This window comes from Paenibacillus sp. OSY-SE (assembly GCF_000283315.1).
Lineage (GTDB): Bacteria > Bacillota > Bacilli > Paenibacillales > Paenibacillaceae > Paenibacillus_B > Paenibacillus_B profundus.
The window spans coordinates 212,630-228,889 of sequence record NZ_ALKF01000204.1 but is presented as its reverse complement, the minus strand read 5'-3'; the positions used below and the strand labels follow the sequence as shown (position 1 = coordinate 228,889).

The window sequence follows — 16,260 nt, the reverse complement described above, 5'->3', positions numbered from 1 at the left end:
AAAGTTAGTTTGACTTGCTCATTGTATTGCTGACGAGAATTTTCATTCTCTTGCTTTGTCATTTGTTCAGTTTTCAAGGAACTCATATTTCTTATTTAACTTTCGTGCGTTGATGCCTTTCGGCGTCAGCGCTTAACTACTATATCAAATCGACATTTTGTTGTCAACACTTATTTATTTCATTGTGTTTCAGCAAGTTTCGCGTCGAATCGACAAGAAATAATGTACCATATTTGCTTTATTCGATGCAACAAGAAATAAATTACAAATGATATTTGGGGATGCGGTGTCAAGCTGCATCCCATTTTGTCGAGAAACCTAATTCAAAAGAGAAGGAACTAATCACACGAGTCAGCTGCGCGCCATTTCTAATTGTTTCGCCTGAACCGTATGACTTCGCTTCTGCGCTTGCTCTTCCACAAGCGCGCCATCCTTAATAGTGACGATCCGATCACATAAATCCAATACACGTTCATCATGTGTAACCATGACCGCAGCCTTGCGTCTGGCCTTTACTTCAGAAGCAAGCATTTCCACGACCGACCGTCCCCGCTTGGAATCTAAGCTCGCAGTAGGCTCATCGGCCAATATAACCTCAGGATCGTTCATTAACGCACGCGTAATCGCAACGCGCTGACGCTCCCCTCCCGACAGCTTATCAGGATAGTGATGAAGACGATACAGCATGCCGACATCTTCTAATAATTGTACAGCTTTTCGCTCGGCTTCCTTCGCACTCTTCTTACTCAACCGGGCCACTAGCAATAATTGATCCACAACGGTTAAATACGGAACCAAATTAGAACAAAGCCGATATGGTCCAAACGGACACGATTCAGCTTCTGCGTTGTAATTCCCGCAATATCCGTCCCATTAATTAAAATGCGTCCGCTTGACGGCGTGAGCAATGTCCCTGCAATCGATAAAAAGGTGCTTTTCCCCGAGCCAGAAGGGCCCACAACGATAATGTCCTTTGGGCATATCAGGATGTCGCTTCGGACTTTTATATTGTAGAAAGAGAACATGAACCGAATATGAACGACAGATTACAAATGAATGAAATGGATTGTTCAGCGGAGTCTTCATATATTGTTGCAAATGCTTTGCACCCGCTCCGGTTATGACTTATACTCTGGGTACTATTTTGCAAAGCGAGGACAATCCGATGGCAGTAACGATTATTCATGTAGCTGAAAAAGCAGGCGTGTCTCCATCAACCGTATCACGTGTCATCTCGAATGATTCGCGTATTAGCCAGAAGACGAGCCGCAAGGTGCGCAAAGCAATGGAAGAGCTCGGGTATCACCCGAATATGCTTGCGAAGAGTCTGGTCACGAAGACAACGAACAATTTGGGCATCGTCCTGCCTCGCCCTGCGGATGAGGTGTTTCAGAATCAATTTTTTTCCGAAATTATTCGCGGCATCGTTACGAAGGCAGCTTCCAGCCGCTATGATGTGCTCATGACTGCCGGAACAAGTCAGATGGAAGAAGAGAAGGCGGTCGAACGGTTAGTGCATGGCCGAAATGTGGATGGCATCATTTTATTGTCCTCTCGCAGAGACGATCAGATTATTTCCTTTTTACGGGACAAGCAGTTCCCATTCGTGCTGGTCGGCCGCAGCGATCAGTATTTGGACATCATTTCGGTGGATAACGATAATATTGCTGCATCGTATGACATTACACGCAGGTTGATCCAGTTGGGTCACCGCAATATCGCCTTTGTGAGCGGTCCATTCAATTTGACGGTATCGAAGGATCGGCTGGATGGATTCAGCAAAGCATTGATGGAGGCGGGAATCCCATCTCGCGAAGAGTACATATTGGAAGGCGAATTCACTCAGGAATCGTCGGCGCAAATGACGGAGCGAATCTTAAAGCTGGAGGAACGTCCGACGGCCATTGTTGCGATCGATGATGTTGTCGCATTCGGCATCATTCGTTCATTGCGAAGCAACGGCTTGCGCGTACCGGAAGACTGCAGTGTGGTTGGCTTCAATAATACGTTGTTGTCTGAAATGTGCCTGCCTCCGATCGCCAGTATCGATATCGGTATTTATCAGATGGGCAGTTCGGCGGTCCAAGCGCTCATCCAGCGTATTAAGGGCGATGGCTTCGAGCAAGCTCGGATCATCATTCCACATCAGCTCATATGGCGCGACTCGGTAATAGCGTTCAATTCGGATTCGTAAGCAAGGGCGATGACCCGTGTTCATGTTAAGTTAAGCGATTAATCAATTATTTTTGGTGAAATAGAAATGTTTGGCGGGAAAAGTTATCAATAAGAAAAGCGATGGGACATCCCGGCCTCACAGCCGAATGCTCCATCGCTTTTTCAGTTCAATCTACTTTTACAATGTGATATTCATTTCGATTCCATCTGTAGTGTTAGGCAACTTCAACCACAGCTCACCGCGCTCGGCTTCATAAGCCCAGCCCGATGCTTGCTGAGCCAGCTGCGCAGCCTGAACCTGCTCACCCGATCCAGCAACGCCCTTCGGAGCGGCCGCAAGGCCGATGATGCGGAATTGGATGCTTGCCCGCTGCGAATCGTAACCGCGAGTTGTATACTTCGCCGTCACGTTCAGCGCTTGCTCAGACTCTGTCGCTTCGATAAGCATCTTATTCCATTCCCCGTCTTCATAGGCAAATGTCAAGCCGTCATCTTCGTACCATTCCAGACTGCTCGTCCCGCTTCTGCCCTGCAGATAGATGGATGCCGTCACGAACTCATCCGCAACCGCCTCATCCGCATACTGGCGAACCGGACCTTCCAACAGAATAGCGCCTGCGCGGATAAAGATTGGCAGCTTCGCAAGCGGCGCATGCACATGAATGTGCTGCTGGCCCGCATAGCGCTCCCCGCTCCAGTAATCCACCCACTCGCCTTCCGGCAAATACACAGATCGCCATTCCGTATTCGGGCGGTATACCGGAGCAACGATAACCGAATCACCCACGAGGAATTGGTCGCACAAATTATATACTTGTGGATCGTTCGGATATTCGAGCACAAGCGGACGCATAACCGGAAGCCCCGTTTTGGAGGCTTCATAGAACCAATGATACAGGTAAGGCATCCATTGGTAGCGCAATGAAATGTATTGCCGGCAGATGCGCTCGATCTCTTCGCCGAACGACCAAGGCTCCTGACGCAGCGTATCAATGGCACTATGATTGCGGCAGTACGGGAAGAAGACACCCATCTGCATCCACCGTGCCAGCAGCTCGCCGCTTGTATGATGGGCGAAGCCGCCGATATCCGGTCCCGCGAACGGAACGCCGGACATCCCCAGGTTGAGCACCATTGGCATCGCCATCGACATATGCTCCCAGAAGCTGCGGTTGTCGCCTGTCCATACGGCTGCATAGCGTTGAATACCACTGTAGCCTGCGCGCGTCAATACGAACGGACGCTTGCCGTCGAGCAGTGCCTTCAGTCCTTCATAGCTCGCCTGGGACATGCACATGCCGTATAGATTGTGCAGCTCGCCGTGGGTCTTGCGATCGCCTTCGTTGCCGTGCATGACATTGACGTCCATCGTCTTCGTCTCATTGAAGATGGCCGGCTCGTTCATGTCGTTCCAGATGCCGTCGATGCCCAAGTCCGTATAGAAGCGCTGCTTCTCCGTCCACCAATCGCGCACGCGCGATTCAGTGAAGTCCGGGAACGCGCTCTCTCCCGGCCAGACCGGACCGGTATATATGTCTCCTTCGGCCGTTTTGCAGAAGAAGTTCTCGTCGACGCCTTCCATATAGACGGCATACATCGGATCCTTCTTCACGCCCGGATCCACGATCGGAACGATATGGAAGCCGAGCTCGCGCAGCCGCGCCATCATCTGCTCCGGATTCGGGAAGCGGTTCTCATCAAACGTAAAGACGCGATAGCCGTTCATATAATGAATGTCGAGATGGATGACATCGCAAGGGATCTCCTTGTCGCGGAACGTATGCGCCAGATCCATCACTTCTTTTTCATCCATATAGCTGTAACGTGATTGGTGATATCCGAGCGCCCACTTCGGCGGCAGCGGCATGCGTCCGGTCAGCTCACTGTAGCGGACGATAACTTCCTTCATGGTCGGCCCCTCAATCCAATATAGATCAAGCTCGCCAGTCCAAGATTGAATCATCGCCATGTTCGCATAGGTACGCATATCAAATACGGTCTTGCCCGGATTGTCCAAGAACAATCCATAACCGTTGCCGTTATTCAACACCGTCAGGAAAGGAATGGATTGATATAAGGCTTCCATTTCCGGCACATGAGGGGCGTATACGTCGGTATTCCACATCGTATAGCGCTCGCCGCGCTTATCCAGAAATCCTGTCTTTTCCCCGAGGCCATAAATATGGTCATCTTCACTCAGCGAAATAAATGTCGTATAGTCGCCTACAGACTCCCGATTTCGCTGCACACTGAGGATGTTCACCTGTTGTTCTCCGTTGCGGATGGACAAGGAACCTGTCTTCCGATTCATTTCAACCGTTGTGCTTCCGCTAACAACCGACACCCGCTCTTCATCAGCCGTCCACTTCAGCGGCTCTTGAGTACGGGTCTCCGACGCTATAATCGCCGGAGTCGTCTTCCAATTCGGCTGCTGTCCGCGGAATGTCTTGATGCGAATCGAACCGCCGTCTACCGATGTTATGGCCAGATTAAAATGCTCTCCCATAAGCAGAAGCGCATTATTCTGTTCTGTAATCTGTGTAATCATCCCAAGCTGCACGCCCGTGCTTCTCTCTGTATGCTGGCTTGCATTCTCTGGGTGTATCGCTGCACTTGTGTCTAGCATCGTAATCCCTCCTGCTCCTACTTCTTTCTAATTTAATCCCATTCCAGCTCCTACTATCCTTTGCTCGCCCCGGCTGTAAGTCCTTCCACGAGGAAGCGCTGCAGGAATAAGTACAAAAGCGCAATCGGAATGGCTATCAACACGGCACCGGCCGCAAACATCGTAAAGTTGGTCGATGCGTTGTTGACCATATCCCAAAGTCCGATGGCAAGCGTCCACTTTTCTTTCGTCCGCAATACGAGGCGGGCAAAGATGAAGTCGCCCCACGCGCCGGCGAAAGTGGTAAGACCAACGTATGTGATCATCGGCTTGGAAAGTGGCAGCATAATTTTACGAAATACGGTCCAATGGGAGGCTCCATCAATGCGAGCCGATTCCTCCAGACTCTTCGGAATGGTATCGAAGAAACCTTTCACGACAAACGCTCCTAACGGAGCTCCCGCAGAGTACACCAAAATCAGGGCCATATGCGTATCCAGCAAATTAAGCTGCATCAGCAGGATGTATATGGCGATCATGCTCATAAATCCAGGGAACATGCCGAGCACCAGCATCCCCGACATCAAATTTTTGCGTCCGTAGAAACGAAAGCGCGACAAGGCATAAGCGGTCATAACGACCAGAATAACACCGAAGATCATGTTAAAGGTCGCTATCTTTAATGTGTTCAAATACCAGCGGCCATACTGGTATTGGTCCGATGTGAATAAGCTAATGTAATGCTCAAACGTCGGGTTTTTCGGAATTAACGTTTCGCTGTAAATAGACGTTCCCGGCCGGATGGAGGACATCAAAATCCAAATGGTCGGATAAAAGACGCTTATTGCAATGATGATTAACAGCAGGTAGCTAAATGTAAGACGCAGCTTTGAATTTTTCTTTTTCCCCACACTCATTGGATGAGATCCTCCTCTCGGAATGAACGTGTACGGCGATAGCTCCATATCGATAGCGAGGCCACAATAATGAAGATAATGATGCCTATGGCTGCCGCCATATTGAACTTGTTGTTATCCAGCGTCAACTTGTACAGCCAGGTGACAAGCAAGTCGGTGCTGCCCGCATATTGGTATTCGCCGTTAGGCGGGTTCCCGTTGGTCATCAGGAAGATGACGTTAAAATTATTAATATTACCTGCAAATTGCCCAATTAAAATAGGTGCTGTTGAGTACAGAATCATCGGCATCGTGATGGAGCGGAATTTGTGCCATGCCGTTGCTCCGTCAACATCCGCAGCTTCGTACATATCTTTCGGAATCGTAGTCAATATGCCGATGACAAGCACCATCGTAACCGGAATACCTACCCACATATTGACCATAAGCACAGTTACTTTGGCCCAGAACGGATCGGACAGCCAAGGCAGCTTGCCTAACCCGAAATAGCTCAAGTATTGGTTGATTGGACCGAATTCACCGTTAAACATGTTGCGCATAATGAGAAACGACAACATTTGCGGAATCGCATACGGAATAATAAAAATAGTGCGCCACATCGTCTTGAAACGAATTCCCGCCTGCTGCACCAACAGCGCTACTAGAATACCGCCAAAATAACAAGTGACGGTAGCCAAGATGGCCCAAATGATCGTCCACGTCAATACGCCGTAGAACGTGTCACTCCATGATCCAAGCTGCAGCAAATCTTTAAAGTTCTGCAAGCCGACCCAATCGACCAGCTTCGCCGGCGGAATATGCTCAGGCGCCGAATAGTTCGTGAAGGCAAGTAAAATCATGAAGATGATCGGCATAATCGTAAAGAACAATACAGCCGCTGTCGGCAGAGCCAAGAACAAATAGGCGAATTTGTTCTCTTTCACATATTCCAAGCTCTGCAGGAAACGATTCGGTGTATCGCCCCGCTCACGCAGACGTCCGACTGCAAGGGCGTCCTTCACAACTAAAATGTACATCCAAATAAATACAAACAGGACAACCAGGGTAATTAAGCTGCTAATAATGAGGTGGATGGAATGATCACCAGCCACCATCTTGTACAGCTTGCCGACCTTCTGCATTTGGGAAGGCGTCTCGCCGAGTGTGTATAATCCCCATAATGCACGCGGCAATTGATTGATTAAATAGTAAAGCCCCAAGGCTTCACACAGCATGAGCAGAATACCTTTGAGATACTGACGGTTAAATAGTTGCCCTAGACCCCAGAACACCCCAGAAAGAACGGCAGCTTTACTGGCGTATTTCGCATGTGTCTCACCTGGCGTCGGCCCTGTCTGATGAAGTGCAGATGGCGCATCACCCGAAGAAGACGATTGTCGAGTGCTCATAAAGGACTCTCCTTTCTCCATATCCAATATCGTTATGTCACGACGTCCGACCAATTTAAACGACCCGGGCAAGCGATTGCTCCCCCGGGCTTTTTCTCTCTTTATTTATAGGAAGTTAATAAAGCTGCCTTCCATTTTTGATCATGAGTCAAGTTGATCTGTTTGGAGCACGTACTTTTATTTATTGGCGTCTTTAATTTGCTGTACGGCGTTGTCAAGCGCTGCTTTCGGATCTTTTCCTTTGTTCAGCACGTCTGCAAGGCCTGCCGCCATCGGGCTCCACACACTGCCCATCTCTGGAATAGCCGGCATTGGGTAAGAGTTCTCGAACTGCTCTAATACCGCAACGGTGAACGGATCGTTGGCTACTGTTGGATCGGCTGCCGCTTCTTTGTTGGAAGGGACAACGCCGTTCAATTCGAAGGCTTTCAGCTGAGCGTCTTTCGTCGATGCATATTCTGCGAACAGCTTAGCCGCGTTCGGATATTTCGTGTAAGAGTTGACATACCAAGCTTTCACGCCGGAGAACGTCTTGGAAGGCTGGCCATCGATGCTAGGGATCATTGCTGCGCCGAGGTTGATGCCTGCTTTCTTCAAGTCCGGAATCGCCCATGGTCCGTCGATATTCATCGCCAATTGACCGCTGGAGAACAAGCCCTTTTTCACATCGCCCGTTACATCGGATGTCGTCAATGGAAGCACCTGCTTAGCAAACTGCTGCAGGAACGCCGCCCCTTTAACCGCACCTTCGTTGTTCAAGCCAATGTCCGCTTTATCGCTGCCATTGTTGCCGAACACGTAGCCGCCTGTTGTTGCCAGATACATGTAGTCATAATAGAAGTTCCCAATTTCCCACATGTACGTGTACTTTTTGTTAGGTATGTCGTTCATTTTCTTGGATAGTTCAACAACCTCTTCCATGGTCTTAGGTGCCTCTGGCAGCAAGTCTTTGTTATAGAACATGATGAGCGTTTCTACAGAACGCGGATATCCGTACAGCACGCCATCAAAGGATGCTGCATTAACTGCTAATTCGGAGTTCGCTTCACGTGTCTGTGCCTCATGGAAATCATTCGGGAACACGAGACCAGCCGTTACCGCTTTACCCAGGTTGTCATGCGGGAAGACTACGATATCCGCTGCAATGCCGGCAGGACCGTCATTGACCAGCTTATTGACTTGGTCAGGAGCCGCCACTTCTTCAAACTTGACGGGAACGTTGTACTTCTCTGTGAATTCCTTGGTGATAGCCTCGATGAAAGGACGGCTTTCTTTACTCTCCCATACGATCAAGCTTGCTCCTTCTTCTGGAACCAACTGATCGCTTTCCGCTGCCCCGCTGTCCGTCGCCGTGTCTGTCGACTCCGCAGCATCTGTCGTTGCTCCCGCCCCGCTCGTCGAATTATTGCCGCCGCCGGAGGAACAAGCCGTAATTGTAAATACCATCATGACCGACAAAAGCGTTACTACCCATTTCTTCATGTGTGAATCCCCTTTCAATTGTGCAAGTTTGCTGATTTCAAAGCGTGCAAAGTTGAAGCTAGGTACCATGGTGCAAAATTGTTCCTAGATCTATGCAAACCTTTGCACAAATCGTTAAAAAAATAAACCCTTTAATACAAAGGCATTGTAAGCGGTTGCGTATATGTGGATTATACAATTCAACTTTTATCTTGTAAACCGTTTGCACAAAAAAATATTTTATTTTATACTGTGATTCATACTTGAGAACATTTATAGTAAGTGAGGTTTTCCCGATGGCAGTAACCATAATTAATGTGGCCGAAAAGGCTGGCGTCTCGCCTTCTACGGTGTCGCGCGTAATCTCGAACGATTCGCGTATCAGCCAGAAGACAAGCCGCAAAGTACGCAAGGTCATGGAAGAGCTTGGTTACCACCCGAACCTTATGGCCAAGAGCTTAGTTACGAGGACAACGCACAATATCGGCATTGTTCTCCCCCGCCCCGCAGAAGAACTGTTCCAGAATCAGTTCTTCTCCGAAATTATTCGGGGCATCGTGACGAAGGCAGCTTCCAGCGGTTATGATATTTTGATGACCACCAGCACCAATGAAATAGAAGAATGGAAAGCGGTAGAGCGGCTCGTTCAGGGGCGCAACGTCGACGGCATTATTTTGCTCGCCTCTCAACGAGAGGATCCGAATATATCGTTTTTGCGGGAGAAAAAGTTTCCGTTCGTGCTCGTTGGGCGCAGCGAGGATTACAGCGATATCACTTCCGTGGATAACGACAACATTGCAGCCGCGCAGGCGATAACTCGCCATCTAATTGAACTCGGTCACCGCCGTATCGGCTTCGTCAGCGGGCCATTCGAATTGACGGTATCGAAAGACCGATTGGACGGATATAGCAAGGCCTTGCTCGATGGGGGCATTCCGTTCCGGGGCGACTATGTTTTTGAAGGCGCATTCACGCCTGACTCGGCGATGCAAGTCACCGAGCAGATTTTGAAGCTTGAAGAACGACCGACCGCCATCATTGCAATCGATGACGTCGTTGCCTTCGGCATCATTCGCTCGCTATGGAATAACGGGCTCCGAGTTCCGGAGGATTGCAGCGTCGTCGGATTTAACAACACATCGCTGGCTGAGATGTGCTTGCCACAGATTTCGAGCGTCGATATCGGCATGTATCAAATGGGCCAATCTACGGTTCAGGCTCTAATCCAGCGCATCAAGGGCGATGGGTTCGAGCAGGCTCGCATCATCATTCCGCATCAGCTTATATGGCGAAGGTCAGTGACGTCTCCCGATTCCGAAGCGTAAACATCAATCTTTCGTTCGTCAGTCTGCAAGCAGTTCGATATAAGCCAAAGGAGAGGACATTATTATGCTGCTCGAAGCCATTTACCATCGCCCTAAACAGAACTGGGCATATGCTTATGACCACAAAACCATTCACGTTCGCATCCGCACGAAGAAAAATGACGTAAATCGTGTCACCGTCTATTACGGGGATAAGTTCAACAGCTGGGAGGGAATAGAGAAGACCATCTCTGTTCCGATGACGCGCATGTATCAGGATGATCTGTTCGATTATTGGCAAGCGGAGACGATTCCTCCATTCCGCCGTCTCGCCTACGCGTTCAAGCTGGAGGATGCGCATGACGCGGTGTGGATGACCGAACGCGGCTTCCAACGGGAAACGCCGGAGCCGACGAAGAGCTGGTTCGAGTATCCGTTCCTGAACCCTGCGGACATCTTTGCGCCGCCGGCTTGGGTGAAGGATGCGGTGTTCTATCAAATTTTCCCGGAGCGCTTTGCCAATGGCGATGCCAGCAACGATCCGGAGGAAGTGCTGCCTTGGGGCGGCGATCCGAAGCCGGACAATTATTTTGGCGGCGACCTGCAGGGGGTTCTGAACCACCTCGTTCATTTGGAACAGCTCGGCGTAACGGCGATATACTTCACCCCTATTTTTGAAGCGACAACGAACCATAAGTACGATACGAAAAACTACATGATGGTCGACCCGCACTTCGGCACGAATGAAAAGCTGAAGGAATTGGTGCAAGTGTGTCACGACCGCGGCATTCGCGTCCTGCTCGATGCGGTATTCAATCATTGCGGCCACACGTTCCCGCCTTTTGTTGACGTGCTCGAAAAAGGCGAGCAATCCGCCTACAAGGATTGGTTCCATGTCCGTCAGTTCCCGCTCGAGGTGATTGACGACGTGCCGACCTTCGACACATTTGCGTTCACGCCGATGATGCCGAAGTTGAACACGGAGCATCCGGAAGTGAAGACCTATTTGCTCGATGTGGCGCGCTACTGGATTGAAGAGGTCGGCATCGACGGCTGGCGTCTCGATGTCGCCAATGAAGTGGACCACCAGTTCTGGCGTGAATTCCGCCAAACAGTTAAAGCCGTTAACCCAGACGCTTATATTTTGGGCGAGATGTTCCACGAGGGCATGATGTGGCTGCAGGGCGATCAGTTCGATGCGGTGATGAACTATCCGTTTACGTATGCAATGCATGATTTTTTTGCACAGGAATCGATTGACGGACTCGGATTCGCGCAAGCGATCCAGCATCAGCTGGCAAGCTACCCGCTGCAGGCTAACGAGGTCATGTTCAACCTGCTGGACAGTCATGATACGCCGCGTCTGCTGACGCTGTGCGGCAACGACAAGCGCAAGATGAAGCTTGCTGCGCTGTTCCAGCTGACGTTCTTGGGAACGCCGTGCATTTATTATGGCGACGAGGTGGGATTAGACGGGGATCATGATCCAGGCTGCCGCAAATGCATGGAATGGGATGAAAAGCGGCAGGATGCCGGCCTGCTGCACTATTATCGCAGCATGATCGCGCTGCGGCATGCGTATTCCGCGCTGCGGACGGGCAGCTTCCGCTTCGTTCATGCAGAGGAGAACGACCGGGTCATTGCGTATGAGCGGGCAGACGCGAATGGGCGCTGGCTCTTCGTGCTGAACGGATCTGAGCAAAGCCAGACGGTAATTTTGCAGATTTGTGAAGGTGTATGGCAGAGTGTCAGTATCGATGATAGGCCTGATTCGGGTGAAATGCTGGCGGGAAATCACAAGGGCTTGCAGGTAGAGGTCGAGGGTATGGGCTGGCGGATATTGAAACTGGAGCAGTAGTTCGCACTTCGCAAGCAATGCAGGAGCACACTATCTAGTTCAATTGGAAATATTATGATATAGTCATAGGAACACAATAATGGCTTTTGGGCGGTTGGCTAATCTCCTGCAAAGGAGGTGATGCCAGTGAGCGTATTTGAAGCATTGAGTCTAATGTTCCTTTTCGGAATGTTTATTCTAGCTTTGCTCACTTACTTAAAGAAAAAGTAGACCGCCCTGTCTCAAAGGTCTGCGGTCTACTTTCGCACCTTGTAAAAAGCCAACCGCTCTTCATGCGGTTATTGTGGGAAGAAGGTCGTAATTGCCGCTACGATCTTCTTTTTATTATACGCAAATTGTATCATACATATTCTTACTGTTCAACGGTGTGGTCTATCGCATGACGGAACGAGCTGTCGAAGCGAATGGATAGATCCCACTCACGCAAAGCGTGGAAGCAGAAGTGTACTGGACAACCCTAACCTGTTCACCCTCGCAAATCGTAGGTTTGTATCGCGAACACGCCACCAGTGAACAATTCCATAGCGAGTTCAAAACAGATCTGAAATTGGAAAGACTGCCGTCAGGGAAGTTTGCCACCAACGATTTGATGCTGTTGAAAATTTTGATTTGGATGGCCTCTCGATTGGTTCAGCATGCACGGGAAACGAATCTAAGATTTGGCCGCCATAGTCCGTGGTACCTGACCTTACGATGCATTTATATCGTGCTGTCCGGCTGAGAGGTAGATCCAAGACTGGGTTTTCCCAATAGGGTAGGTCTGTTTGCACCTGGCTATTTGCGCTTCGAAAACAAGCCGCACTTCATTTTCTATTCCATTCCCAAGAATCGGGGCTTAAACACCCCCTGGACAACAATCTTTCACGGATTCAGGACTTACTCTATCGTATTTGCAATTTCCAGCAGTTGCTCGTTGCTATAGAGAGGGGACGTCGTTCCATTCGTCTCTTTTCCAGAGAACAGCACATAGGTGAGCCCATCATGTCTCCAATACAAAGCACTGAAAAATTCATTGGCTTGATCCCAAGTTTGAGCTTGATTGTCAAGCTTGCGGTATTTCTTGCCTTTCGGCCCTGTGTCATGCTGGGAATTGGTTATCGTCAACAGGAGATTAAGTCCTTGCTTGGTGTTGAGGTATGATATTTCGATCGCATCGAAATTCATCTGGGTATGAAATACTCTTGCTGATTTGTCCGTTACTTCAAAGGGGACTTCTGGCTGCATTACCGTAAATGGAACTTGCTTCACAGCATCCTTGATGGGGAGCGCTTTTTCGGGTATGTTGTGTGCAGATTCGTTTGACTCCATATAGTTATTTGGTTGCTGATGGATGCTCGTTTCAGTAGGGGCTTGATTGTGGTAGCATCCGGATAAAATGATAAAAGGAAGCAGTAAACGAATTCTCAATCGCCTCATGATAATCACCTCAAAATAATTATACTGCAACACGCGCTTGTATGCGGATTATAAATTAGTAGTGGCTCAACCCTAAAATCAATGCTGCGGAGACGATTTGTCCGGGCAGTGCTATTCGATGTCGAATGGCCTCTTAGGATGCATCATGATCAAAAGGGGACTTTTTAAACAACCGAAATAAGCAAAGGAGAGAACATTACCTGCTGGACAGCCATGACACGCCGCATCTGCTGACACTGAGCGGCAACGACAAGCGCAAGATGAAGCTGGCCGCGCTGTTCCAGCTGACGTTCATGGGCACACCGTGCATTTATTATGGCGACGAGGTCAGATTGGACAGGGAGCATGACCTAGGCTGCCGGCCTGCTGCACTATTATCGCAGCCTGATCGCGCTGCGGCATAAGTATTCCGCGCTGCGGACGGGCAGCTTCCGCTTCATTCATGCGCAGGAGGATGACCGGGTCATCGCGTATGAGCGTGCCGATGCGAATGGGCACTGGCTCTTCGTGCTGAATGGATCCGAGCAAAGCCGGACGATAAGTCTGCAGATTTGTGAAGGTGTATGGCAGAGTGTCAGTATCGATGATAGGTCCGATACGGGCGAAATGCTGGCGGGAAATCACAAGGGCTTGCAGGTAAAGGTCGAGGGTATGTGCTGGCGTATATTGAAACTGGAGCAGTAGTCCTTGTTACGTAAGCAATGCAGGAGCACTCTATCTAGTTCATATTATGATATAGTCATAGGAACACAATAATGGCTTATGGGCGGTTGGCTTGTCTCCTGCAAAGGAGGTGATGCCAGTGAGCGTATTTGAAGCATTGAGTTTAATGTTCCTTTTCGGAATGTTCATTCTCGCTTTGCTCACTTACTTAAAGAAAAAGTAGACCGCCCCCACCAAGGTCTGCGGTCTACTTTTTAGATTGCTCACCTAATTAAGCCAACCGCTCTTCATGCGGTTATTGTGGGAAGAAGGTCGTAGTTGACGCTACGATCTTCTTTTTATTATACGCAAATTGTATCATACATATTCTTACTGTTCAACGGTGTTCCGAAGTGCAACGACTGTTCAATTTAGACTGAGCGCTTCATTCAACAGCCGCACGAGCTCGTTCTCGTCCGTAATTACGGGAATGCCCAACTGTTCTGCCTTGGCCAGCTTGCTGCCCGCCTTCTCTCCGGCGACGACAAGATCGGTCTTCTTCGATACGCTGCCTGTCACCTTCGCACCGCACGCTTCCAGCTTCTCTGTCGCTTCCTCACGCGTCATCAGGTGCAGCGTTCCGGTCAGCACGACCGTTTTGCCATAGAAGAACGAATCTTCGCTTACCGGTGCAGGCTTCTCTACTGCTTGCGGCTCTACGCCAAGCTCGAGCATCCGGTCGATGCTCGCTCGGTTCACAGGGTCGGCAAAGTAAGTTACGATGCTGTCCGCCACGATGTCACCCACATCCGGAATGGCGATCAATTCCTCGGTTGTGGCTTGCATGACGCCCTCCAGCGTCCCGAAGTGATCCGCAAGCGCCCGCGTCGTCGACTTGCCCGTATTCGGAATGCCGAGCGCAAACAAGAAAGCTGCCAGGTCGCGCGTCTTGCTTTTATTCAGCGCCTCCAACAGGTTGTTCGCCTTCTTCTCTCCGAACCGATTGAGAACGACCAACTGTTCGAAGGCGAGCGCGTACAGGTCAGAGGGTTCATGTACGTTCAGCTCATCATGCAGCTGCTCCGCAGTCATGACGCTGAACGTCTCGATGTCCATCGCATCACGCGATGCAAAGTGCGCCAAGCGGGCGACGATCTGCGGCTTGCAGTTCAGCTTGTTGTTGCAGAACAAATGCGCGCCGCGCATTTCAAGCGTGTATCCGCAAGCTGGGCACTCCGTCGGATACACAATTTCTTCGCCATCCTCTTCATCTGGCACGCGACCGAGAATTTCGGGAATGACATCATTCGAACGGCGGATGAAAACACGTGCGCCCAGTGCATGCTTCAGGTTCTTCCGCTCGATGTCGCCGACATTGTTCAAGGTGCAGTTCTGCACGGTCACCCCGGCCAGCTCAACCGCTTCTACACGCGCGACCGGCGTGATTTTACCCGTACGTCCGACTTCCCAATTGACCGACTCCAGCACGGTCGTCGTCTCTTCTGCCTCGAACTTGAAGGCAACGGCCCAGCGCGGGAATTTATCCGTGTAGCCGAGCACCTCGCGCGTGCGCATATCGGTAATCTTCACGACTGCCCCATCGATCAAATAATCCAAGGATGGGCGCTGCTCCTGCACGCGATGCAGTTCCTCGCGCACCTCTTCTATCGTATCAAAGTACGTAATGTACGGATTCACCTTGAATTGGTTCGACTTCAGAAATGCCATCATTTCTTGATGGGTGGTGAACGTTACGTCATCGGAGTAGCCAACATTATAGAAAAAAGCACTCAGCTTCCGCTGCGCCGTTACTTGCGGATTCAAGTTGCGGAGCGCTCCCGCCGCCGCATTGCGCGCATTTTTAAGCGGCTCGGCCGCTGTCTTATTATAGGCATCCAGCACAGACAGGTTCATAATGCCTTCGCCCTGCACTTCAATCGTGCCGTCCTTGTACGGAATCGTCAGCGGGACAGAGCGGATCGTCTTCACCTGCGGCAAAATCGCCTCGCCAACGACGCCGTTCCCGCGCGTCGACGCCTGGACCAACTGGCCATCCGTATAGGTCAGATTGACGGTCAATCCGTCATATTTCAACTCCACCACATAAGCGGGCGCAGGAAGAGGCTCTGCCTCTGGATTTTTCGTGTTGTAGTCTTGAATAAGGCGCAGGACCCGTTGATGCCACGCATACAGATCGTCTTCATTCTGCGCCTTGTCCAAGCTCCACAGCCGCGACAAGTGACGGTGCGGATCGAATCCCTTCAGGATCTCGCCTCCGACCCGACTCGTCGGTGAATCGGACAATACAACCCCCGTTTCTCGCTCCAACGCGACGAGCTCGTCATATAGCTTGTCATACTCTTTATCCGAGATGACAGGCTCGTCGAGCGTGTAATAATGATAATTGTAACGGTTCAGATCCGCCACGAGTTGTTCCATGCGGGAATGTGCATTCGACACGGAGGGTGCCCCTTTCTTACTCATATCTACAAAG

General features: G+C 50.2%; 13 protein-coding genes and 2 pseudogenes. 8 read left to right on the top strand and 7 right to left on the bottom strand.

Annotated elements, in window-relative coordinates:
* Nucleotides 1–351 precede the first annotated feature (351 nt).
* Nucleotides 352–1,025 (bottom strand): annotated as a pseudogene (locus A372_RS35120) (ABC transporter ATP-binding protein).
* Nucleotides 1,026–1,165: 140 nt separating this feature from the next.
* On the opposite strand from A372_RS35120, the gene A372_RS0130905 reads away from it, so the two are divergent.
* Complete coding sequence (locus A372_RS0130905; protein WP_019424819.1) at nt 1,166–2,194, top strand: LacI family DNA-binding transcriptional regulator; 1,029 nt, start codon at nt 1,166–1,168, stop codon at nt 2,192–2,194.
* Nucleotides 2,195–2,353: 159 nt separating this feature from the next.
* Here the strand turns inward: A372_RS0130905 and A372_RS0130900 are convergent, their stop codons facing one another.
* The 4 genes from A372_RS0130900 to A372_RS0130885 form a co-directional block, all read right to left on the bottom strand.
* Nucleotides 2,354–4,801, bottom strand: coding sequence for a glycoside hydrolase family 31 protein (locus tag A372_RS0130900; RefSeq protein WP_019424818.1), 2,448 nt, complete (start codon nt 4,799–4,801; stop codon nt 2,354–2,356).
* 53 nt (nt 4,802–4,854) lie between these two features.
* On the bottom strand, nt 4,855–5,697 hold the full coding sequence (locus A372_RS0130895) for a sugar ABC transporter permease (protein ID WP_019424817.1): 843 nt from the start codon (nt 5,695–5,697) through the stop codon (nt 4,855–4,857).
* Nucleotides 5,694–7,085 carry a carbohydrate ABC transporter permease gene (locus A372_RS0130890; protein ID WP_019424816.1) on the bottom strand — a complete coding sequence of 464 codons (1,392 nt, stop codon included), beginning with the start codon at nt 7,083–7,085 and terminating at the stop codon, nt 5,694–5,696. Before A372_RS0130890 ends, A372_RS0130895 begins: the two co-directional genes overlap by 4 nt.
* Nucleotides 7,086–7,262: 177 nt before the next feature.
* Nucleotides 7,263–8,567, bottom strand: coding sequence for a sugar ABC transporter substrate-binding protein (locus A372_RS0130885; protein WP_019424815.1), 1,305 nt, complete (start codon nt 8,565–8,567; stop codon nt 7,263–7,265).
* Nucleotides 8,568–8,842: 275 nt separating this feature from the next.
* On the opposite strand from A372_RS0130885, the gene A372_RS0130880 reads away from it, so the two are divergent.
* The 4 genes and pseudogenes from A372_RS0130880 to A372_RS38940 form a co-directional block, all read left to right on the top strand.
* Nucleotides 8,843–9,871 carry a LacI family DNA-binding transcriptional regulator gene (locus tag A372_RS0130880; protein WP_019424814.1) on the top strand — a complete coding sequence of 343 codons (1,029 nt, stop codon included), beginning with the start codon at nt 8,843–8,845 and terminating at the stop codon, nt 9,869–9,871.
* Between the two features lie 64 nt (nt 9,872–9,935).
* Nucleotides 9,936–11,708 carry an alpha-glycosidase gene (locus tag A372_RS0130875; protein ID WP_019424813.1) on the top strand — a complete coding sequence of 591 codons (1,773 nt, stop codon included), beginning with the start codon at nt 9,936–9,938 and terminating at the stop codon, nt 11,706–11,708.
* Between the two features lie 120 nt (nt 11,709–11,828).
* A complete protein-coding gene (locus tag A372_RS39200) occupies nt 11,829–11,918 on the top strand; it encodes a putative holin-like toxin (protein WP_254912210.1) in 90 nt (29 codons plus the stop codon).
* A 265-nt stretch (nt 11,919–12,183) separates the two neighbouring features.
* Nucleotides 12,184–12,429, top strand: a pseudogene (locus A372_RS38940) (IS1380 family transposase); the annotation flags it as partial.
* Between the two features lie 155 nt (nt 12,430–12,584).
* On the opposite strand, the gene A372_RS0130865 reads toward A372_RS38940, so the two are convergent.
* Nucleotides 12,585–13,124 carry a hypothetical protein gene (locus A372_RS0130865; RefSeq protein ID WP_019424812.1) on the bottom strand — a complete coding sequence of 180 codons (540 nt, stop codon included), beginning with the start codon at nt 13,122–13,124 and terminating at the stop codon, nt 12,585–12,587.
* A gap of 200 nt (nt 13,125–13,324) precedes the next feature.
* Between A372_RS0130865 and A372_RS39735 the strand changes: the two genes are divergently transcribed.
* The 3 genes from A372_RS39735 to A372_RS39370 all read left to right on the top strand — a co-directional run bounded on the left by A372_RS39735 (nt 13,325) and on the right by A372_RS39370 (nt 14,010).
* Nucleotides 13,325–13,528: an alpha-amylase family glycosyl hydrolase gene (locus tag A372_RS39735; RefSeq protein WP_083858984.1), complete on the top strand. Its 204-nt coding sequence runs from the start codon at nt 13,325–13,327 to the stop codon at nt 13,526–13,528.
* The gene (locus tag A372_RS36850) at nt 13,488–13,808 is read left to right on the top strand and encodes a DUF3459 domain-containing protein (protein WP_083858983.1); all 321 of its coding nucleotides are present in this window, start codon (nt 13,488–13,490) and stop codon (nt 13,806–13,808) included. Before A372_RS39735 ends, A372_RS36850 begins: the two co-directional genes overlap by 41 nt.
* A gap of 112 nt (nt 13,809–13,920) precedes the next feature.
* Complete coding sequence (locus tag A372_RS39370) at nt 13,921–14,010, top strand: putative holin-like toxin (RefSeq protein WP_254912210.1); 90 nt, start codon at nt 13,921–13,923, stop codon at nt 14,008–14,010.
* A 182-nt stretch (nt 14,011–14,192) separates the two neighbouring features.
* On the opposite strand, the gene ligA is transcribed toward A372_RS39370, so the two are convergent.
* Nucleotides 14,193–16,205: an NAD-dependent DNA ligase LigA gene (gene ligA / locus A372_RS0130850; RefSeq protein ID WP_036705727.1), complete on the bottom strand. Its 2,013-nt coding sequence runs from the start codon at nt 16,203–16,205 to the stop codon at nt 14,193–14,195.
* Nucleotides 16,206–16,260: the final 55 nt, after the last annotated feature.